The 19,604-nt window shown below is 71.1% G+C and carries 16 protein-coding genes and 3 pseudogenes; 11 read left to right on the top strand and 8 right to left on the bottom strand.

Annotated elements, in window-relative coordinates; translation table 11 throughout:
* Positions 1-27: 27 nt before the first annotated feature.
* The 3 genes from ACWGDX_RS13940 (at position 28) to ACWGDX_RS13930 (ending at position 3,062) form a co-directional block, all read left to right on the top strand.
* Entirely contained in the window at positions 28-1,092 is a 1,065-nt protein-coding gene (locus ACWGDX_RS13940) for a glucosyl-3-phosphoglycerate synthase (protein ID WP_453625320.1), read from the top strand.
* 38 nt (positions 1,093-1,130) lie between these two features.
* Positions 1,131-1,493, top strand: a complete 363-nt coding sequence (locus ACWGDX_RS13935) for a hypothetical protein (RefSeq protein ID WP_453625319.1) — start codon at positions 1,131-1,133, stop codon at positions 1,491-1,493.
* A 120-nt stretch (positions 1,494-1,613) separates the two neighbouring features.
* Positions 1,614-3,062, top strand: coding sequence for an alpha,alpha-trehalose-phosphate synthase (UDP-forming) (locus tag ACWGDX_RS13930; protein ID WP_453625317.1), 1,449 nt, complete (start codon positions 1,614-1,616; stop codon positions 3,060-3,062).
* Between the two features lie 137 nt (positions 3,063-3,199).
* On the opposite strand, the gene otsB is transcribed toward ACWGDX_RS13930, so the two are convergent.
* The 3 genes from otsB to ACWGDX_RS13915 form a co-directional block, all read right to left on the bottom strand.
* Entirely contained in the window at positions 3,200-4,048 is an 849-nt protein-coding gene (gene otsB / locus ACWGDX_RS13925) for a trehalose-phosphatase (protein ID WP_453625315.1), read from the bottom strand.
* 74 nt (positions 4,049-4,122) lie between these two features.
* Positions 4,123-4,488: a DUF3263 domain-containing protein gene (locus tag ACWGDX_RS13920; RefSeq protein WP_453625313.1), complete on the bottom strand. Its 366-nt coding sequence runs from the start codon at positions 4,486-4,488 to the stop codon at positions 4,123-4,125.
* A 12-nt stretch (positions 4,489-4,500) separates the two neighbouring features.
* A complete protein-coding gene (locus tag ACWGDX_RS13915; RefSeq protein WP_453625311.1) occupies positions 4,501-5,769 on the bottom strand; it encodes an ABC transporter substrate-binding protein in 1,269 nt (422 codons plus the stop codon).
* Between the two features lie 343 nt (positions 5,770-6,112).
* On the opposite strand from ACWGDX_RS13915, the pseudogene ACWGDX_RS13910 reads away from it, so the two are divergent.
* The 5 genes and pseudogenes from ACWGDX_RS13910 to ACWGDX_RS13890 form a co-directional block, all read left to right on the top strand.
* Positions 6,113-6,988, top strand: a pseudogene (locus ACWGDX_RS13910) (ROK family protein); the annotation flags it as partial.
* Positions 6,989-7,239: 251 nt separating this feature from the next.
* On the top strand, positions 7,240-8,394 hold the full coding sequence (nagA, locus tag ACWGDX_RS13905) for an N-acetylglucosamine-6-phosphate deacetylase (protein WP_453625309.1): 1,155 nt from the start codon (positions 7,240-7,242) through the stop codon (positions 8,392-8,394).
* Positions 8,395-8,561: 167 nt separating this feature from the next.
* Positions 8,562-8,777: pseudogene (locus ACWGDX_RS13900) on the top strand (PfkB family carbohydrate kinase); the annotation flags it as partial.
* Between the two features lie 354 nt (positions 8,778-9,131).
* A pseudogene (locus ACWGDX_RS13895) lies at positions 9,132-9,824 on the top strand (1-phosphofructokinase family hexose kinase); the annotation flags it as partial.
* A gap of 170 nt (positions 9,825-9,994) precedes the next feature.
* On the top strand, positions 9,995-10,978 hold the full coding sequence (locus ACWGDX_RS13890) for a class II fructose-bisphosphate aldolase (protein WP_453625307.1): 984 nt from the start codon (positions 9,995-9,997) through the stop codon (positions 10,976-10,978).
* Here the strand turns inward: ACWGDX_RS13890 and ACWGDX_RS13885 are convergent.
* Both ACWGDX_RS13885 and cdgB read right to left on the bottom strand, forming a co-directional pair.
* Positions 10,959-11,993, bottom strand: a complete 1,035-nt coding sequence (locus ACWGDX_RS13885) for a CBM35 domain-containing protein (RefSeq protein ID WP_453625305.1) — start codon at positions 11,991-11,993, stop codon at positions 10,959-10,961. The two genes, ACWGDX_RS13890 and ACWGDX_RS13885, sit on opposite strands and share 20 nt — an antisense overlap.
* 281 nt (positions 11,994-12,274) lie before the next feature.
* On the bottom strand, positions 12,275-14,008 hold the full coding sequence (cdgB, locus tag ACWGDX_RS13880; protein WP_453625303.1) for a diguanylate cyclase CdgB: 1,734 nt from the start codon (positions 14,006-14,008) through the stop codon (positions 12,275-12,277).
* A gap of 455 nt (positions 14,009-14,463) precedes the next feature.
* Here cdgB and ACWGDX_RS13875 point away from each other — a divergent pair, with 455 nt between their 5' ends.
* A complete protein-coding gene (locus tag ACWGDX_RS13875) occupies positions 14,464-15,039 on the top strand; it encodes a flavin reductase family protein (protein WP_453625301.1) in 576 nt (191 codons plus the stop codon).
* A 130-nt stretch (positions 15,040-15,169) separates the two neighbouring features.
* On the opposite strand, the gene arfB is transcribed toward ACWGDX_RS13875, so the two are convergent.
* Positions 15,170-15,601, bottom strand: a complete 432-nt coding sequence (arfB, locus tag ACWGDX_RS13870) for an alternative ribosome rescue aminoacyl-tRNA hydrolase ArfB (RefSeq protein WP_453625299.1) — start codon at positions 15,599-15,601, stop codon at positions 15,170-15,172.
* Positions 15,602-15,804: 203 nt separating this feature from the next.
* On the opposite strand from arfB, the gene ACWGDX_RS13865 reads away from it, so the two are divergent.
* Positions 15,805-16,380 carry a TerD family protein gene (locus tag ACWGDX_RS13865; protein WP_453625297.1) on the top strand — a complete coding sequence of 192 codons (576 nt, stop codon included), beginning with the start codon at positions 15,805-15,807 and terminating at the stop codon, positions 16,378-16,380.
* Between the two features lie 90 nt (positions 16,381-16,470).
* Here the strand turns inward: ACWGDX_RS13865 and ACWGDX_RS13860 are convergent, their stop codons facing one another.
* Both ACWGDX_RS13860 and ACWGDX_RS13855 read right to left on the bottom strand, forming a co-directional pair.
* Positions 16,471-17,973 carry a M1 family metallopeptidase gene (locus tag ACWGDX_RS13860; RefSeq protein WP_453625295.1) on the bottom strand — a complete coding sequence of 501 codons (1,503 nt, stop codon included), beginning with the start codon at positions 17,971-17,973 and terminating at the stop codon, positions 16,471-16,473.
* Positions 17,974-17,995: 22 nt separating this feature from the next.
* On the bottom strand, positions 17,996-18,574 hold the full coding sequence (locus tag ACWGDX_RS13855; RefSeq protein ID WP_453625450.1) for a Uma2 family endonuclease: 579 nt from the start codon (positions 18,572-18,574) through the stop codon (positions 17,996-17,998).
* Between the two features lie 253 nt (positions 18,575-18,827).
* Here ACWGDX_RS13855 and ACWGDX_RS13850 point away from each other — a divergent pair, with 253 nt between their 5' ends.
* Positions 18,828-19,325: a hypothetical protein gene (locus ACWGDX_RS13850; RefSeq protein WP_363080727.1), complete on the top strand. Its 498-nt coding sequence runs from the start codon at positions 18,828-18,830 to the stop codon at positions 19,323-19,325.
* Positions 19,326-19,604 lie beyond the last annotated feature (279 nt).

The raw sequence follows: 19,604 nt of genomic DNA, 5'->3' as shown, positions 1-19,604 counted from the left end.
CATGGAACACGTCAGGGAGTACCGACCGTGCTGGAAGAGGTGGAACGCTGGCTGACCAGGCGTTCCTGGTCAGCGGCCGACCGTACGCTCGACCGGCTCCTGGTGGCGAAGGCCGCGCGCGGCACCACGGTGAGCGTGGTGCTTCCCGCGCTCGACGAGGAGGCGACGGTCGGCGCGATCGTCTCCGTGATCCGGCGCGAGCTGATGGAGCGGGCGCCACTCGTCGACGAGCTGGTGGTGATCGATTCCGGCTCCTCCGACCGTACGGCGGAGGTCGCCGCGGCGGCGGGCGCGCGGGTGGTGCACCGGGACGCGATTCTGCCGCGGCTGCCCGCACTGCCCGGCAAGGGCGAGGTGCTGTGGCGGTCACTGCTGGTGACGAGCGGCGATGTGGTGTGCTTCGTGGACGCCGATCTGCGGCGGTTCTCGGCCGACTTCGTGTCCGGGACCGTGGGACCGCTGCTGACCGATTCCGATGTGCACTTCGTGAAGGCGATGTACGACCGCCCGCTGCGGGAGGACGGGACGGACGGTGACGGCGCGGACGGTGACGGCGTGGGCGACGTGGGCGCGGACGACGTGGGCGTGGGCCGCTACGGCGCGGGCGGCGGCACGCGCGACGGCATGGGCGGGGCGGCGGCCGGCGCCCAGGGCGGGCGGGTGACCGAGCTGGTGGCGCGTCCGCTGCTGAATCTGCACTGGCCTCAGCTGGCGGGGTTCGTCCAGCCGCTGGGCGGGGAGTACGCCGCGCGCCGCTCACTGCTGGAGCGGCTGCCCTTCCCCGTCGGGTACGGCGTGGAGCTGGGGCTGCTCGTGGACGCGCTGCACACGGTCGGTCTGGACGCGCTGGGGCAGGTGGACGTGGGGGTGCGGTTCCACCGCCACCAGGACGACCGGGCGTTGGGGCGAATGGCCGCGGCCATCTACCGTACGGCCCAACTGCGGCTGTCCCGGGCGCACTTGGTACGGCCGGAGCTGACGCAGTTCGACCGGGGCGAGCACGGCTTCGTACCGCGCACCTACTCCGTGGACACGGAGGAACGGCCACCGGTACGCGAGATCGCGGAGTACACGTCCGGACGCGCGGCGTAACCGCGGATCACCTCACCGATTGCCTACATTGCGCCCTTATGAGGGCAAAACATCTGATTATCTGCCGATTCTTCGGGGTGCTGGCCGGGACGCTGGTGCTGCTGGCACCGGGACAGGCGTCGGCCCTGGCACACGTACCCCTTCAGGGGTCCGGGCCCCTGCGGATGCCGGTCCACGAGCCTTTCCACAAGCCTTTCCACGAGCCTTTCCGCGGTCCTCTCCACGAGCCGCTCCAGGAGCTTTCCCACCAGCCCCCGCACGAGCCGCTCTACGGGTCCCTGCAAGGGCAGCTCGCGGACACCGGAGGGGCGGCCGAACGGCTGTGGCTGCTGGGCGGGGTGGCGCTCGCGCTGACCGGCGCGGGGGTGGTGGCACTGGCCGCGACCCGCGGCCGCCGCTAAGGGTTGTCCCGTAGGCCCTGTCCGGCGGACAGGACCTCAAGGACGGCGGGCCGCCGCACCGGGCGCAGACCACACCGTCCGTACGTTTGAGCGTTTACGCGACGGGCTAGGTTTCGCCACATGGTTACCGAGCCGCCCTCCCGGGCCCAGGTCCTCGTCGCGTCCAACCGCGGCCCCGTCTCGTACAGCGTGCGCGACGACGGCACGCTGACGGCGAAGCGGGGCGGCGGCGGGCTGGTGTCCGGTCTGTCGGCCATCGGCGCGGACGCGGACGCGGTGTGGGTGTGCGCGGCGCTCGGGGACGGCGACCGCGAGGCGGTACGGCGTACGGACGGCCGGCTCGACCCGGCGGACACGGGCGGCCAGCGGGTCCGGATGCTGGGGATCGCGCCCGAGGTGTACGAGGACGCGTACAACGGCGTCGCCAACTCCACGCTCTGGTTCGTCCACCACCTGCTCTACCAGACCCCGCTGGAGCCGTCCTTCGGCCCGGATTTCCGCGCGCGATGGGCCTCGTACGAGACGTACAACCGCGCCTTCGCGGAGGCGCTGGCGGACGAGGCCGCGGAGGGCGCGGCGGTCCTGGTGCAGGACTACCACCTGGCGCTGGTGCCCGGGATGCTGCGGGCGCTCCGGCCCGATCTGCGGATCGGTCACTTCTCGCACACGCCATGGGCCCCGGTGGACTACTACCGGCTGCTGCCCGACGACATCGGCCGCCAGCTTCTGCGGGGCATCCTCGGCGCGGACCGGGCGGCCTTTCTGACCCGCCGGTGGGCGGACGCCTTCACGGCCTGCTGTACGGATCTGCTGGGCGGGACCGGCAACACCAGGATCGGTGTGCACGGCCTGGGCACGGACGCCGACTTCCTGCGCGAGCGCGCGCACCGGCCGGATGTGGACGAACGGATCGTCACCCTGCGCGAACAGATCGGCCGTCCGGGGGACGCCGCCGACGGCTCGGACGATCTCCGGAAGACCATCGTCCGGGTGGACCGTACGGAACTGTCCAAGAACATCGTCCGCGGTCTGCTCTCCTACCGGCAGCTCCTCGTGGACCACCCGGAGTGGCGCGACCGCGTCGTCCATGTCGCCTTCGCCTACCCCTCCCGGCAGGATCTGGCGGTCTACCGCGACTACACCGCCGAGGTCGGACGGGTGGCCGACGCGGTCAACGCCGAGTTCGGCACGGAGAGCTGGACCCCGGTCGTCCTCCATGTCCGGGACGACTTCGCGCGCTCCCTGGCCGCCTACCGGCTGGCGGACGTGGCCCTGGTCAATCCGATCCGGGACGGGATGAACCTGGTGGCGAAGGAGATCCCCGTGGTCTCGGAGCGCGGCTGCGCGCTGGTGCTCTCCCGGGAGGCGGGAGCGTACGAGGAGATGGGTGAGGACGCCCTCGCGGTGAACCCGTACGACATCACCACCACGGCGAGGGCCCTCCACGAGGCGCTGAGCATGCCCCTCGACGAACGCGCCGAACGCGCCAAACGCCTGGCCGCCTCGGCGACGGCCCTGCCTCCGCAGCAGTGGTTCCTGGACCAGCTCACCGCCCTGCGCGCGATCTGAGACACGAGCCCGGCCCCCCGCCGCTCGCGAGGGGCCGGGAGGACCGGGCTGGGACGGGGCGGGGCCGACAGGGACGGTACGGGGACAGGAACGCGCGGGACAGGACCGGGCGGACGGGCCGGGCGGAGCGGGCGGTGTCAGCCGATGGTCCGGGCCAGTGCCGCCAGGAAGTCCACCACCGCCGCGGGGCCCGGGAGCCGGAGATCGGAGCGTTCCGCGAGGTCGGGGACCTCCGAGCCGCTGCACACCAGCAGGCCCGGGTGGCCGTCGGAGCGGAGCTTCTCGACCGCCGCGAAGGCCGGGAGGTCGCCCAGGTCGTCGCCCGCGTAGAGGACGGTCTCGGCGCCCACCTCACGGACGTACTCCAGCAGCGCCACGCCCTTGTCCATACCGGGCGGGCGCAGCTCCAGGACCAGACGGCCCGGTTCGACGATCAGCCCGTGGCGGGCGGCCAGTTCGCCCAGCGGCCCGCGCAGGGCCTCGAAGGCGGCCTGGGGGTCGGTGGCGCGGCGGGTGTGGACCGCGACCGCCTGGCCCTTCTCCTCCGTCCATGTACCGCGCCAGGCGTCGAACCGCTCCAGGAATCCGGGCAGTTCGGCGCGGACGGCCGCGACACCCTCGTGCGGGGCGGGGGTACGGACGGTGCCGCTGACGGCGTCCCAGCGCTCGGCGCCGTAGTGGCCGAGGACCACGAGACGCTCCAGGCCGGGCACCCCGGCGAAGCCGCCGTAGCGGACCGCGACCCCGGCGGGCCGGCCGGTGACCACCGCGACGGACGCGACATGCGGCGCCAGGGCCGCCAGGGCGGGGACGGCGCGCGGATGGGCGCGGGCCTGTTCGGGGTCGGGGACGATCTCGGCGAGGGTGCCGTCGAAGTCGAGGGCGACGACGGCGCCGCCGGGCCGGGCGAGAAGCGCGGCCAGGCCGTCGGCGCCGGCGGGAGTGATCGGTTCCGGCAGGGGGACGGGGTACGGGTTGCTGCCCATACCCCGACCCTAGCGGCGCGGACGGCCCCGGCGGACGGAAACCGAGGCGCCAAAGGCCCTCCGCCGGACAACCCTTAGCGGCGCTCTCGTCTCGCCGCTCTGATCCGGCGCAGTCTGTTCACCGTCACCGGGTCGTGCTCCGCCGCGCGCGGATCGTCCAGGAGCGCGCCCAGCAACTGGTAGTAGCGGGTCGGGGAGATACCGAGCTGCTCCCTGATTGCCCGTTCCTTGGCGCCGGGCCCCGGCCAGCCGCGCTGCTCGACGGCGAGCACGGCGCGATCCCGCGCGGACAGCCCGGCGACGCGGCCCCCCTCACCGGGACCGGCGGACGCGGCGGGCTCGGCCGACTCGACGGACGCGGCGGGCTCGGAGGGCTCGCCCGAATCAGCGGACTCGGAGGGCTCGGAGGGCTCGGCGGACTCTGGCGTGGGCGTGGTCATCTCGCCGCCACGCTACTCGGCGGACTCCGCCGCCGTCGCGTCCCGGCCGATCCGCCCCAGGACGACCCCGGGGTTCCCGTCGGGCCCGACCGCCTTGCCGATGTTGTCCTTGATGTCCTGGCTGACGTTCCCCCAGGACTTCTTGCCGGACGGATACAGCTCGGCGGTGGGCAGCACCTTCTGGAAGGTGCTCAGTTCCTTGTACGCCGAGTCCGCCGCCATCGCGTCGTTCGCGCTGTAGGTGACCGGCAGCAGGTCGTACTGTCCGACGAAGTCGAGGACGTTCTTGTCCTCGTACACATAGTCCAGGAACGCGCCGATCTCCTTGGCGTGGCCGTTCTGCTTGAAGGCCATCATCCAGTCGGCCACGCCCATCGACGGCTTCTCGTTGCCGTCGAAGCCGGGCAGCGGCAGCATCCCGACGTCGATACCCGCCTTCCGCGCGTCGAGCAGCAGCGTCGGATGCCCGTTGAGCATGCCGACCTGACCGCTGGTGAACGCCTTGAAGGCGGTCGTCCTGTCGAGCTTCGCCGGGGCGATGGGACCGGTCAGCCCCGCTCCGACGAGATTCTTCTTCAGCCACTCGAACGTCTTGATGTTCTGGTCCGAGTCGATGTCGTACGAGTCGTCGGCGTTGTTGAGATAGCCGCCCCCGCCGGCCAGCAGCCACATCAGGGTCTCGCCCTGCGCCTCCTCGGAGCCGAGCGGAAGCGCGATCGGAGTCGTCACGCCCGCCGCCTTGAGCGCCTGGGCGTCGGACTCGATGTCGTCCCAGTCCTTGGGCGCCTTCAGTCCGGACTGCTCGAACAGCTTCTTGTTGTAGAAGAGCAGCCGGGCCGAGGCTATGAAAGGCAGTCCGTACTGGATGCGGTTGACCTTGCCGGCGTCCGCGAGCTGCGACAGGAAGTTCGCCTGCGTGGGTACGGAGACCACTTCGTCCGCGGTGTAGAGCGCGTCCTGCTTGGCGTAGTCGGCGTAGGAGCCGATCTGCGCCATGTCGGGGGCGCGGCCCTGTTCGACCATGTCCGCGACATCCTGGTCGACGGTCTTCCATGAGCGGACATCGATATCGATCTTGATGCCGGGGTGCTCGGACTCGAAATTCCTCGCCAGCTCGGCCCAGTATTTGTCGGACCGGTCGGACGAGCCATTGCCGTAGTCGGCGGCGACGAGTCTGAGGGTGACGTCCCCCGAACCCGCCGAGCTGCCACAGCCGGCCAGCGCCATTGTCATGCCTAGTGCGGCCACGGCCGCCGTCGCTCCCAGAAAGCGCTGCTGCACAGCTCTGTTCCGCCTCTGTTCTTCAGTGCTCGTGTACGCCGGTGCTCGTGTACGTCGCGCCCGTGTACTTCGGTGTTCATGTACTTCGGTGTTCTGCCTGCTGTCTTCTTGTCTTCTGCCGCGTGAAGCACCGGTATGAATCTGTGATTTTCCCCTATCCGGAGGTTTACGGTCCACGGAAGGCCGGTTGCGCTTCGGCAACGTCTGGGCCAAGAGCACACAGGGATCCGCCGTTTGTATGGACGCGCAACAATCCAGGACAGTGGACTAGACCTTTCATGGGTCGACACGCGAGACTGTCTCCGTGAGACACGTCATCGCCCTGGATGTGGGCGGCACAGGCATGAAAGCCGCCCTGGTCGGGGCGGACGGCGCGCTGTTGTACGAGGTGCGGCGGGCGACCGGCAGGGAGCGCGGCCCCGACGCCGTCGTGGAGACCGTCCTCGGCTTCGCCGCCGAGCTGCGCGCGTACGGCGCCGAGCACTTCGGCGAGAGCGCCGTCGCCGCGGGGGTCGCCGTACCCGGGATCGTCGACGCCGAGCGCGGAATCGCGGTGTACTCCGCCAACCTCGGCTGGCGTGACGTACCGATGCGGGCGCTGCTCGCCGAGCGGCTCGGGGGCGTACCGGTCGCGCTCGGGCACGACGTACGCACCGGCGGTCTCGCCGAGGGGCGGCTCGGTGCCGGCCGGGGCGCCGACCGGTTCATGTTCATACCGCTGGGCACCGGGATCGCCGGGGCCATCGGCATCGGCGGGGTGATCGAGGCGGGCGCGCACGGCTACGCGGGCGAGATCGGCCATGTCGTGGTCCGGCCCGACGGGCCCGAGTGCGGCTGCGGACAGCGCGGCTGTCTGGAGACCCTCGCCTCCGCGGCGGCCGTGAGCCGCGCCTGGGCGGCGGCGAGCGGCGACCCGGAGGCGGACGCCGCCGACTGCGCGAAGGCCGTGGAGTCGGGCGACCCCGAGGCCGTACGGGTCTGGCTCGACGCGGTCGACGCGCTCGCCGCCGGACTGGTCACCGCGCTCACCCTGCTCGACCCCCGCACCCTGATCATCGGTGGCGGTCTCGGCGAGGCGGGGGAAACATTGTTCACACCGCTGCGGGCGGCGGTCGAGGAGCGCGTGACGTTCCAGAAGCTGCCCGAGATCGTCCCGGCGTCCCTCGGGGACACCGCCGGATGCCTGGGCGCGGGACTGCTGGCCTGGGACCTGCTGGCCCGGACCGAAGGGTCCACCACCAACGGGTCCACCGCCGACGGGCCCACCCCCGAAGGGTCCACCGCCGACGGACCCACCGCCGGATCCACCGCCGCCGGTTCTCCCGCCGGCACTCCTGCCGGACCGTCCGCCACCGACGCACCGTCCGCCACCGACGCACCACCCACGACCGGATCCCGCGCCACGGCCGGATCCCGCGTCACCGTCACCCATCCCCCCACCGACCCACTCGCCCCGGAGGTAAGCGCCTGATGGCCGCACGCGCCGAAAGCACCGTTCTCACCGGCGCCCGGGTGGTACTGCCCACCGGGACCGTGGAGGGCGGGCGGGTGATCATCGAGGGCCGCCGGATCGTGGGCGCCGCCCCGGACGACGCCGCGACCCTCGATCTGTCGGGCCACTGGCTGGTCCCCGGCTTCGTCGACATGCACAACCACGGCGGCGGGGGTGCCTCCTTCACCTCCGGCTCCGTGGACGACGTCCTGAAGGGCATCCGTACGCACCGCGAGCACGGCACCACCACGCTCGTCGCCTCCACCGTCACCGGTGAGATGGACTTCCTCGCCCAGCGCGCGAGCGTGCTCTCCGAACTGGTCGAGCAGGGCGATCTGGCGGGCATCCACTTCGAGGGCCCCTTCATCTCCCCCTGCCGCAAGGGCGCGCACAGCGAGTCGCTGCTGCGCGACCCCGACCCGGCCGAGGTGCGCAAACTGCTCGACGCGGCGCGCGGCACGGCACGGATGGTGACGCTCGCCACCGAACTGCCCGGCGGTATCGACTCCGTACGGCTGCTGGCCGAGCACGGCGTGATCGCCGCGATCGGGCACACGGACGCCACATACGAGCAGACCGTGGAGGCCATCGACGCGGGCGCGACCGTCGCGACGCATCTCTTCAACGCGATGCCGCCGCTCGGGCACCGGACGCCGGGGCCGATCGCCGCGCTGCTGGAGGACGAGCGGGTCACCGTCGAGCTGATCAACGACGGTACGCATCTGCACCCCGCGGCCCTGGAGCTGGCCTTCCACCGCGCGGGCGGGGGCCGGGTCGCCTTCATCACGGACGCGATGGACGCGGCGGGCTTCGGCGACGGGCTCTACCAGCTCGGCCCGCTCGCCGTGGAGGTCAAGGACGGCGTGGCACGGCTGGTGGAGGGCGGTTCGATCGCCGGCTCCACTCTGACCCTGGACACGGCGTTCAAGCGGGCGGCGACCGTGGACCGGCTGCCGGTCGAGGAGATCGTCCAGGCCGTCTCCGCCAACCCGGCGAGGCTGCTGGGTGTGGACGACCGGGTCGGCTCGCTGGAGCCCGGCAAGGACGCGGATCTGGTGGTCCTGGACGCCGGTTTCTCGGTCAAGGGCGTTCTGCACAAGGGCGAATGGGTGGTCGCGCCCCGGCTGGGGTGATCCGGGGGCCTTGGGCGGCAAGCCCTTACGGGCGGGTGTACGGAAGGGTACGGGTTCATGGAAGGTGGTCGGCCCGGGGTCTGGGCCAACCGCTTTCTTTTTGACATGATCGCTCCGATAATCGGCCGCGCGTTCGCATACCGCGCTCGTCCACACCGGGAGTGACGGTGATCCTGACGGTGACGCTCAACGCCGCGCTGGACATCACGTACCGCACCCCCGCCCTCGTCCCGCACACCACGCACCGCGTCAGCGAGGTCGTCGAACGCCCTGGCGGCAAGGGCCTGAATGTCGCGCGGGTGCTGGCGGCGCTGGGCCACGAGACGGTGGTCACGGGGTTCGCGGGCGGCCGTACGGGCGATGTCCTGCGCGAACTGCTGGCGAGTCCCGCCCTGTTCACCGGTACGGGCGGCACGGGCGCGGGCGGCGGTCCGGGGCACGGCGCCCATGGCGGACACGGCGGACGTGGCGGACCGGGGAGCCGTCCGGGACGCGGCGGACCGAGGACCGGTACGGGCCCCGGCACCGGCTTCGGGCACCGCGCGCCCTACGGACCCGGTGCGGGGCCGGGCGCGGGCCCCGGCGCCCCGGGCGGTCGGGACAGCGGAGACGGCAGGGACGGCAGGGACGGCGGCGGTTCGGTCCACCGGCTCGGCGGCCGTTCCGGACACCGCCACGGCGCCGCTTCGGGCCGCCGGCCGGGCACCGGACCCGCCCACGGCATCACACGCCCCGTGGACGCGCTCGTACCGATCGCCGGATCCACCCGTCGCACCATCGCCGTGGTCGACGGGACGAGCGGCGACACCACCCAGCTCAACGAGCCGGGTCCGACCGTCTCGGCCGCCGAGTGGAACGCGTTCCTCAGCGCCTACGAGCGGCTGCTCACCGGCGCCGACGCCGTCGCCCTCTGCGGCAGCCTGCCACCGGGCATCCATGTGGGCGCGTACGCCGAGCTGATCCGCCGCGCCCGTGGCGCGGGCGTGCCCGTACTCCTCGACACCAGCGGCGAACCCCTGCGCCGGGGCATCGCCGCGCGCCCCGATCTGCTCAAGCCGAACGCCGAGGAACTCGCCGGGCTCACCGGCTCCCGCGAGCCGCTGCGCGCCGCCCAGGACGCCCGCCGCCGAGGCGCCCACGCGGTCATCGCCTCACTCGGCCCGGACGGCATACTCGCGGCCACCCCGGACGGTGTCTGGCAGGCGACCCCGCCCGCCCCCGCGAAGGGCAACCCGACGGGCGCGGGCGACTCCGCCGTGGCCGGGCTGCTCTCCGGTCTGGTCGAGCGTCTCCCCTGGCCGGCCCGGCTGAGCCGCGCGGTCGCCCTCGCCACGGCGACGGTACTGGCCCCGGCGGCGGGCGAGTTCGACGCCCAGGCGTACGCGGAACTCCTGCCGCGCGTCACGGTGAGCGAACACCCGCCCGCGTAGACAGCGCGGGAGCAGCGCGGGAGCAGCGCGGGAGCAGCGCAGGAGCAGCGGAGAAGCAGCCGCAGGAGCAGTCGTAGGAACAAGGCAGCCGGAGGAGCGGCCGGAGCAGGCCGCAGGGAGCAAGCCGCAGAAGCCTCGGGCGCGGGCCCGGGAAGGAAACCGGGGAGCACATGCCACTCGTCAGCACAGGGGAACTCGTCACGGCCGCCGCGGCCCGGGGCCATGGGATCGCCGCCTTCAATGTGATCACCCTGGAGCACGCGGAGGCGATCGCCGAGGGCGCCGAGCGGGCCGGCGCGCCCGCGATCCTCCAGATCTCGGAGAACGCGGTGAGGTTCCACGGCGGTCGGCTGGGCCCCGTCACCGCCGCCGCGGCGGCGGTCGCCCGCGCCTCCTCCGTACCGCTCTCGCTCCATCTCGACCATGTCGAGTCGGCGGACCTGCTGCGGGCCGCGCTCGACGCGGGTTTCAGCTCGGTGATGTTCGACGCCTCGAAGCTGCCGTACGCGGAGAACCTCAGGGCCACCGCGGACGCCGTGCGGCTGGGCCATGACCGTGGCGTCTGGGTCGAGGCCGAACTGGGCGCGGTGGGCGGCAAGGACGGCGAACCGCCCCTGGACGCGCCCCCCGACCCGCATGCTCCCGGTGTCCGTACGGATCCGGCCGAGGCGGCGCTCTACGTGGCCGCGACCGGGGTGGACGCGCTGGCGGTCGCGGTCGGTTCCTCGCACGCGATGACCCGGCGTACGGCGGCCCTGGACCACACACTGATCGCCGCCCTGCGCGCGGCCGTCCCCGTACCGCTCGTCCTGCACGGCTCCTCCGGTGTGCCCGACGAGGAGATCCGCCGGGCGATCACGGCCGGCATGGTCAAGATCAATGTCGGTACGGCCCTCAACACGGCCTTCACCGGGGCCGTACGGGAGTATCTGACGGCTCGTCCGTCGGCCGTGGACCCCCGGAAATACCTCGTCCCGGCACGCGAGGCGATGGCCGGGACGGTGGCGGGGTTCATACGGGTGGTCGGTCAGGCCACCGGACCGGTGAGTCCGGTCGCACCAGCCGGTCCGCTGGACGCAGCGGGTCCGGTCGCACCGGTGGGTCCGGTCGATGCGGCCGGACCCACCGGGCCGGTCAGTTCTTCGGCGGGGTGACTTCCAGCCAGTCGAGGATGGCGTCGCACTGATTGCCCTGCTCGCAGGAGATCTTGATGGTGTTCTGGCCCGACTGGAGCTCGACCGGAGCCCAGGTGGTCTGCCAGTTCTTCTCCCAGTTCGGGTCACTGGAATGGATGAAGTTCTTCAGGCCGATGGGGTTGGAATTCGCCTTGCCGTTGACGGTCAGGGTCGCGTTCGCGTCCTTGGCCGGGATGGCGTAGCGCACCGACAGCGCGTACGCGCCGGCCTTCTCGATATCGGCGGTCCAGGTCACGGACGCGCCGACGGCGTTGAAGCCCGCCACATACGCGCCGTTCGTGCCCTCGGCTCCCTTGATGGCCGTGTCCAGGGCGGCGGGCGGTCCCAGCTTGAGGGTCGCCGCGTCCTGCTTGGGAAGCTGGATGCCCTCGGCGGGCTTCTCGGACGCGCCCTCGCTGGGCTTGCCGCCGGAATCCTCGGAGGCGGAGACCGACGGACCGCCGGACGGAGCCGTTTCGTCGTCCTGGCCGTCGTCACCGCTGGAGAGCACCGCGGCTGTGATACCGATCACGACCACCACGACCACCGCGATGGCACCGATCAGCAGGCCCCTGGTGTTGGGGCCGCCGCGTCCGCCGCCGCTGCCGCGCTGGGCGGGCACATGGCGGGTGGCGTCGGCGCCGGGGTAGGTCTCGGGAGCGGCGTACGGGGCGCTCGGCTGCTGGCCGTAGGACGCCTGGCCCCCGGCCTGGCCGTAGGCGGGCTGCTGACCGTACTGCGGCTGCTGACCGTAGGCGGGCTGCTGGCCGTGGCCCTGCTGCGGCGGGACCTGCGGCTGTCCGTACTGGCGCTCGCCGACCGTTCTGACCTGGTTGTACGAGGTCCTGGGCACACCGGGCTGCGCCGCGGGACCGGGGTAGCCGTAGCCGCCCTGGCGTCGCTGATTACCGCCCTGCGCCTGTCCGTCCTCGTACAGATAACCGAACGGATCGTCGTCCTCGGGCGTGCTCGCGCCGTTGTTCCCGGCCGTCATCCCTGGGTCACTCCTTACCATCTCGCCAGCGTCGCCGACCGGCCGAGCCTACCTCGAATGAGCAAGCCCATGGACGGGCCCTGACTGTGCTTTGCCACTCTGCGGCCCCGGGTGTGAACATCGTGTAGCGGCTCTGTCCCAGCCCTGTCCCGAATACCTGCCGGACGCCTCCGAATACGTACGGGACGCCTCCGGATACTCATCGGACGCCTCCGGGGCACGGGCGCCGGAGCTCTCGCACCCTCACCACGGGCTTGCGGCCTCACCATGGACAGGGGCAGCTATCCGGCCCGCCGGTGGACCGTCTTGCGGGACCGCTTCTCGACGTACATCCGCTGGTCGGCGGATTGCAGAACCTCCTCCACGGACATCCCGCACGCCGCCCAGCTGATGCCGAAGCTCGCGCCGACCCTGACCGCCCGTCCGTCGACCCGGATCGGCGGAATGATCGCGTTCCGCAGGCGTACGGCGAGATCCGCGGCGTCCGCCGCCCCCAGGCCGTCCGCGAGAACGACGAATTCGTCACCCCCGAGCCGGGCGACCGTATCGCCGTCCCGCACCCCCGTGGTCAGCCGGTGCGCGACCTCGATCAGTACCGCGTCGCCGGTGTTGTGGCCGAAGCGGTCGTTGATGGACTTGAAACCGTCGAGGTCGCAGAAGAGCACCGCGAGGCCCTTCGTACCGTCGTCCGTCTCGCCGTCGTCGGCGGGCGCGACCATGTGCACATGGTGGTCGAAGGCGCCGCCGCCCGCCGGGCCGGTGCCGCCGGGACCGCCGACGCGCACGCCGCCGGCCCTGCCCGTCTGCTCCTCGTAGCCGTCGTATCCGTCATAGCCGTCGTACGCGTCGTAGCCGGGCTCGTACAGGACGGTGCCCTCGTACCCCCCGTACGCCGCGTCCAGCGCCTCGACGGCGGTCTCCCGCAGGGCGTGGGGACGCGAACAGAGCCGGGCGCTGAGACGGGAGCGCAGTTCCGCGCTGTTCGGCAGGCCGGTGAGCGAGTCGTGCGAGGCCCGGTGGGCGAGCTGGAGTTCGCGGCTCTTGCGCTCCTCGATGTCCTCGACATGGGTGAGCAGGAACCGGGGGCCGTCCGCGGTGTCCGCGACCACCGAGTTGCGCAGCGAGACCCAGACATAGGTGCTGTCGCGGCGGGCGAGCCGCAGCTCGGCCCGGCCGCCCTCGGCGGAGGTGCGCAGCAGTGTCCCGATGTCCTCGGGGTGGACCAGATCGGCGAAGGAGTGGCGGCGCATCGCGGAGGCCGGGCGCCCCAGCAGCCGGCAGAGCGCGTCATTGGTCCGCAGCAGCCGGCCGTGCTGGTCCCCGCCCATCTCGGCGATGGCCATACCGCTGGGCGCGTATTCGAACGCCTGACGGAAGGATTCCTCGCTGGCCCGCAGCGCCTGCTGTTCCCGTTCGAGCCGGACGAGAGCGCGCTGCATGTTTGCTCGCAGACGGGCGTTACTGATCGCAATGGCGGCCTGGGACGCGTACATCTGGAGGGCTTCCTGCCCCCAGGGCCCGGGGCGGCGGCCACCGCGCGGCCGGTCGACGGAGATGACCCCGAGCAGTTCGCAGCCGCCGCCGGACGCGTACATCGGGGCGTAGAGGCGGTCCTGGGGGTGCCACTCGTCCTCGAAGCGGGGGTCGGGGCCCTCGGTGTACCACTGGGGGACGTCGTCCTCCAGCAGCACCCAGCCCTCGGTGTGCGGTATGAACCGCAGATCGCCCCAGCTCTCACCCATCGCGAGCCGGCGGTCCCAGGAGCCGCGCGAGCCGACCCGGCCGGTGATCAGCGCTTCGGCCGCGGCGCTGCCGGAGAAGGCCGCGACGACGAGATCACCGTCGGCCTGGACGACATTGACGCACGCCAGCTCGTAACCGAGTCCGTTGACGACACCGTCCGCGACGGTCTGGAGGGTGTCCGCCAGGCTGCGGGCGGTGTTGAGTTCGGCGACGGCCTCGTGCAACTGCCGCAGGGTCGCAAGACGGACATACGGCTCCGACTCGGTCTCCATTGCTCGCTCTCCCCGAGACCTCGACAGCAACTCCAGGATTCTCATCGGCTCTCGTGTTGCATTCTCATCGCCACTGAATCACAGCGAGCTGTTCGCCCGGTACACAGGGTCAACAAATAGTGCACTCTGTGACTCAAGTCACATGACCTGGAGAAGGGAAAGAGCGCCTGATGGGAGCGCTCCACCGCTTTCTTGAACGCAAATTCCGGACGGCACGTGGGGGGCGGGCGCGTGCGGGGCCCGTCGGGCCGTCGGGCCGTCCTCTGTGATCTTACGACGCTCTTACGCCCGGGGCGCTCTCTCCCGGCGCCGGCACCCGGGCCCGGCGGGATCCGGCCCGGCGGGATCCGGCCCAGCAAGATCCGGCCCGGCAAGATCCAAACGAGAGGTCCTAGGTCCGGTCCTGGTCCCCTGGCCCGATGTGGGCGGGCGGTGGCGGAAGCTAGCGTTCGCCCGTGTCCCAGTTCCAGACGCCCCCCGCTTCCCTGACCGAGGCCATCCCCCATCCTGAGGGGGTGAGCAACGACGAGTTCCGCGCCGCCCTGTCACGACTGGCCGCGGGCGTGGTGCTGGTGACCGCGCACGAACCTCCCATGAGCGCGGACGGCCCGCGCGGCGAGGACGCCGGGATGACGGCGACGGCCTTCATGTCCGTCTCCCTGGCACCGCCGCTGGTCCTGGTCAGCGTCCGCGAGGGCTCCCGCATGGACGATCTGCTCGCCGAACAGCCCCTGTGGGCGGCCTCCCTGCTGACGGAGAGCCAGCGGCACATCGCGGGCCGGTTCGCGATGAAGGGCCGTATCAGCGACCGGCTGCTCTTCGAGGACATCCCGTACAGGCGCGGAGAGGTGAGCGGCGCGCCCTTGGTGGGCGGCTCCCTGGCGACCCTGGAGTGCCGCACGGAACAACGCGTGGAGGCGGGCGACCATACGCTGGTCATCGGCCGGGTGCTGGCGGCCGAACTGCCGAGCGCGGAGGGCGGCCCGCTGATGTACTACAAGGGCCGCTACAGGCTGCTCGGTCAGGGCTAGGCCCGGGTCCGGTCGCGTCCGGTCCGGTCCCGGTCGCGTCCGGCCATGTGCGGTCGGCACGGTCCGGCCGGCCAGGTGATCCGTCCGGCCGGGTGGTCCGCCCTGCCGGGTCAGGGTCCGTCCGGCCGGGTCAGGACCAGTCGCGGCCTGTGCGGCCGCGTTTGGTCTCCGCGCGCTGCTTCTTCTCCCGCAGCCTGCGCTCATTGATGCCGCGCGGGATCTTCGTCTTCCGGCGCGTCCGCGGCGGCGGGGCCGTCGCCTCGGCCAGCAGGGACACGAGCCGCACCGCCGCCATCTCGCGGTTGCGCCACTGCGAGCGGTGCTCCGAGGCGCGTACGGAGATCACTCCGCCCACCAGCCGGTTCGCGAGCCGTTCCAGGGCGCGGTCCTTCCAGACCTGCGGCAGCGCCTCCGTCTTCGCGAGATCGAAGCGCAACTCGACCTGGGAGTCGGTGGTGTTGACGTGCTGTCCGCCGGGCCCGGACGAGCGCGAGAAACGCCACATCAGTTCGGCCTCCGGCAGGGAGACCGAACCGCGGATGACATAAGGAGGCCCGGACATGCCCCCATGGTCCCGTGCGCCCGCCCCTCACGTCACCCTCTTTTCCCGTACCGCCTTCTCCGGTGTGCCCGCCTTCCGCCCGCCGTCCGGGTAAAGAAAGTAAAGGGGGACGGAACCTCTCGGTCCTCTGCCTGCGTTATGCGGGGTGACGGTAGCTTCGGGACGACTCGAAGTCCGCACACGACAACGAAAGGGACATCCCCATGGCTGTAAGCCTGTCCAAAGGCGGCAACGTCTCCCTCACCAAGGAGGCACCGGGCCTGACCGCCGTCACGGTCGGCCTCGGCTGGGACGTCCGTTCCACCACCGGCACCGACTTCGACCTCGACGCTTCGGCCATCGCGGTGAACGGCGGCGGGAAGGTCGTCTCCGACGGCCACTTCGTCTTCTTCAACAACAAGTCGACGCCGGACCAGACGATCGTCCACACCGGTGACAACCGCACGGGCGCGGGCGAGGGCGACGACGAGGCGATCAACGTCAATCTGGCGGGTCTGCCCGCCGATGTCGACAAGATCGTCTTCCCGGTCTCCATCTATGACGCCGAGACCCGCAGCCAGAACTTCGGCCAGGTGCGGAACGCCTACATCCGCATCGTCAACCAGGCCGGCGGCGCCGAGATCGCCCGCTACGACCTGAGCGAGGACGCCGCCACCGAGACCGCGATGGTCTTCGGCGAGCTGTACCGGAACGGCGCGGAGTGGAAGTTCCGCGCGGTCGGCCAGGGCTATGCCTCGGGCCTGGTCGGCATCGCCACGGACTTCGGCGTCAACCTCTGACACGGACGCGTCCGCCCGAACGCCCCCGCGGTCCTCTCGCGGGGGCGTTCGGCTCCGGTGGACGGCCCCACGCCATGCGGGTGAGGACGGTCAGTCCAGCGGGGGCTTCTCGTCGCCGTCGCCGTACAGCCATGTGTCCCAGATGCCGCTGAGATCACGGCCCGCCTGCTCCTCCACATAGGCCGTGAAGTCGTGGGTGTCGGCGTTGCCGTGACGGTACGTCTCCAGCCAGCCGCGCACGATCCGGAAGAAGGCCGCGTCGCCCACGGCCTCCCGTACCTGGTGGACGACCATGGCGCCCCGCCCGTAGACCGGCGGGTCGGAGATATGCGCCGCGGAGGAGGGCTTGGCGGGCGGGAACGCCCAGTTGTCGTCGTCCTCGTACGCCTCCTCGAAGCTCTGCCGCACCGGAATCTGTTCGGTGTGCTCCGCCCAGAGCCACTCGGTGTACTCCGCGAACCCTTCGTTGAGCCACATGTCCCGCCATGACTTGGGGGTGACGGAGTTCCCGAACCACTGGTGGGCCAGCTCGTGCACGAGTGTCGCGACGCTGGTGGGACCGGGGAGGAAGGGCCTGTTCTGGGTCTCCAGGGCGTACTGGGAATCGCCTTTCCGTCCGATGATCACTCCGGTGGAGGAGAAGGGATACGGCCCGAAGGTCTTCTCCTGCCAGGTGATGATCCCGGGGAGCTCGGCGAGCAGCCGCGCGCTGTCGGCGGCGACGGCGGGGTCGACGGCGGAGTAGATGGGCAAGGCGGCCACCGTGGCCGTACCGGCCTTGTCCGCCTTCTTCCCCGTCTCTTCCGCTGTCTTGCTCCCGGCCTTCCTCCCCGCCCTCTTCACCGCTTTCTCCTCCGCCCGCTCCGCCGTCAGCGTCTTATAAGAACCGATGGCGACAGTGGTGAGATAGCTGGCCATCGGCTCCGCGGAGTGCCAGTCGAAGGAGGTACGGCCGGCCGATGTACGCTCGCTCCTCAGCTCACCGTTGGAGACGGCTTTCAGCCCCTCGGGCACGGTGATCCGGATGTCGTAGGACGCCTTGTCGCTCGGGTGGTGATTGCCCGGGAACCACGCCATCGAGCCCGTCGGCTCCCCCAGCCCCACCGCGCGCTCCCCCGATCTGAGCCACCCCTCCTCCGACTCGTCGGGATCCGTGATGCGCAGCGGTACGCCGGAATAGTGAACGACCGTACGGAAGGTCTCCCCGCGGGCGACATCGTCGTGCGGCCGGAGCGTGAGTTCCGTACCGGCGCGGTGGAGTGCGGCCCTCTCGCCGTCGACGGTCACGGAATCGACCTTCATTCCCGCGAAATCGAGATTGAAGGCGCTGAGATCCTGGGTGGCGCGGGCGGTGATCTCGGCGGTTCCCTTGAGCCGTCCGGTGGCGGGGGCGTAGTCGAGGGTCAGACCGTAATGCTGAACGTCGTATCCGCCATTGCCGAGCCGCGGAAAATAGGGATCCCGCACCCCCGCGGCTCCCGGGCGCCCGTGCACAGCGCCGTCACCGGCACAGCCGGTCAGAACAGGGGTGAGAACAAGAAGGGTGAGGGGCAGAACAAGGAGGGGGAGGGGAAGGGCCAGACGCTTGTCCACCCCATGATCGTAGGTCCCTCTGTCAGAACTCGCCGGTGTCGAGCTCGAAACCCAGGGGCTCGGGGAGCGGAACCGGCTCGGAGATCTTGTACGGAACCTTGGAGGTGTACTCCTCACCGACGGGCACCGTACAGAGCACGGCCTGGTCGGCTTCCCGGTCGATGAGCAGGTAGACGGGAATACCGGCACGGGCGTAACCCCGGACCTTCTTGACCCGGTCGTTCTGACCGGTGGAGCGCGATGTCACTTCGGCGATGAAGAGGACGGGCGCGGGATCGTGGTACTCCAGCTCGTCGGTGAAACTGCCCTTGGGCGCGATGACCAGGTCGGGCACGATCTTGCCGCTGACCGACGCGCCCGGGACGTACAACCCAAGGCCGGTGTAACTCCGCAACGACCGATTCTTACGGCGTCCTGTCACCTGGTCCGTCATCTCAGCCACGATTTCTTCGTGTTCGCCATTGGCCGGAGGCGTCACGTGGATCTCCCCTTCGATCAATTCCACGCGCCACCCCTCCGGGGCAACCGCATCGAAAACGTCGAAGGCCGCTTCTACTGACATGGCCGGGATCCTTCCCTTCACCTGCCGGAGCATCCGCATGTATTCGAGCTCGCCGTCATCAGTTCCGTACGGCTCATGCGGCTCGTACGACTCATCCGGCTCGTATTCGGAAACAGGCAGTGCCACGGCGACCTCCCTAGTGCAAGCGACACTGCCAGCCTAGGCGTCCAAACACGAAATGAAACCGCAACCCTTCACTCGAACGTGTGCGCGGTGACGTTTCCGCAACTGCCGGAACGTGTGATCGACCACCCCCCGACTCCGTCAGCCACGGCCGTGACACCATCGGCCCGTGCTCGACATCGGTTACTCCCTCTCCCGCCGCTTCCCCGATCCGCCGCAGACCGACTACCGGCGCGCGGAGGTCCAGGCGCTGCGGCACGACCTGTTCTGCGGGGACGTCTATCTCGCGGACACCAAGGCGGACCGGGAGCTGTCCACCGCCTGGGGTTGGGTGCCGGTGCTCGACTTCGCGTGGGCGCTGTGCGACATCGTCGAGCAACTCGACCGCGATCCGCGCGGCAGCCGCGCGGCCAGGCCGCAGCACGCCGAGCTGGACTTCACCGAGTCGGCCGACCGCATGCTCTTCCAGCGCCGCTTCGGCTGGGTCGATGTGGAGGCCGACTGGATGCCCGGCGACGAGCCCCCGCTGACCTTCAGCCACCGCCTGCTGCGCCGTGAGGCCCGCGACTTCCTGCACGATCTGATCGCCGATCTCGCCGACATGCACGAGGGCCTGGCCGACAACCCGATCATCTGGGACCTCCAGTCCCGCTTCCCCCGCGTCTGACCGGGAAGGGCGGCGCGGCGCCGGTCGGACGGCACGGCGCCGGTCGGCCCCGCCCGTACGACGGTCACCGCACGGGCACATCGTCGGCACACAGCCCTCGCATCGTTTTCCACGGCGGCAGGAGTACTTCCCGAGGCTCCGGGCAGACGAGAAATGCCGGGGCACCGCCGGGAGCGAACGACCGCTCCTCCCCCCACAGAGAAGGCGTGCCCCTGGCGCACCACGCAGGCCCCGGTCCATTCCCCCCAGGCCGGGGCCTCCGGTCTGTCCCGATGCCGG

It is taken from the genome of Streptomyces sp. NPDC055025 (assembly GCF_053608565.1).
This window is presented reverse-complemented; position numbering and strand designations above follow the sequence as displayed.

Bases quoted from the DNA above. Each gene is read 5' to 3' on its own strand.
- ACWGDX_RS13935 (WP_453625319.1), top strand. From the start codon at position 1,131: ATGAGGGCAAAACATCTGATTATCTGCCGATTCTTCGGGGTGCTGGCC.
- ACWGDX_RS13930 (WP_453625317.1), top strand. From the start codon at position 1,614: ATGGTTACCGAGCCGCCCTCCCGGGCCCAGGTCCTCGTCGCGTCCAAC.
- otsB (WP_453625315.1), bottom strand. From the start codon at position 4,048: ATGGGCAGCAACCCGTACCCCGTCCCCCTGCCGGAACCGATCACTCCC.
- ACWGDX_RS13920 (WP_453625313.1), bottom strand. From the start codon at position 4,488: ATGACCACGCCCACGCCAGAGTCCGCCGAGCCCTCCGAGCCCTCCGAG.
- nagA (WP_453625309.1), top strand. From the start codon at position 7,240: ATGGCCGCACGCGCCGAAAGCACCGTTCTCACCGGCGCCCGGGTGGTA.
- ACWGDX_RS13890 (WP_453625307.1), top strand. From the start codon at position 9,995: ATGCCACTCGTCAGCACAGGGGAACTCGTCACGGCCGCCGCGGCCCGG.
- ACWGDX_RS13885 (WP_453625305.1), bottom strand. From the start codon at position 11,993: ATGACGGCCGGGAACAACGGCGCGAGCACGCCCGAGGACGACGATCCG.
- cdgB (WP_453625303.1), bottom strand. From the start codon at position 14,008: ATGGAGACCGAGTCGGAGCCGTATGTCCGTCTTGCGACCCTGCGGCAG.
- arfB (WP_453625299.1), bottom strand. From the start codon at position 15,601: ATGTCCGGGCCTCCTTATGTCATCCGCGGTTCGGTCTCCCTGCCGGAG.
- ACWGDX_RS13865 (WP_453625297.1), top strand. From the start codon at position 15,805: ATGGCTGTAAGCCTGTCCAAAGGCGGCAACGTCTCCCTCACCAAGGAG.
- ACWGDX_RS13855 (WP_453625450.1), bottom strand. From the start codon at position 18,574: ATGCGGATGCTCCGGCAGGTGAAGGGAAGGATCCCGGCCATGTCAGTA.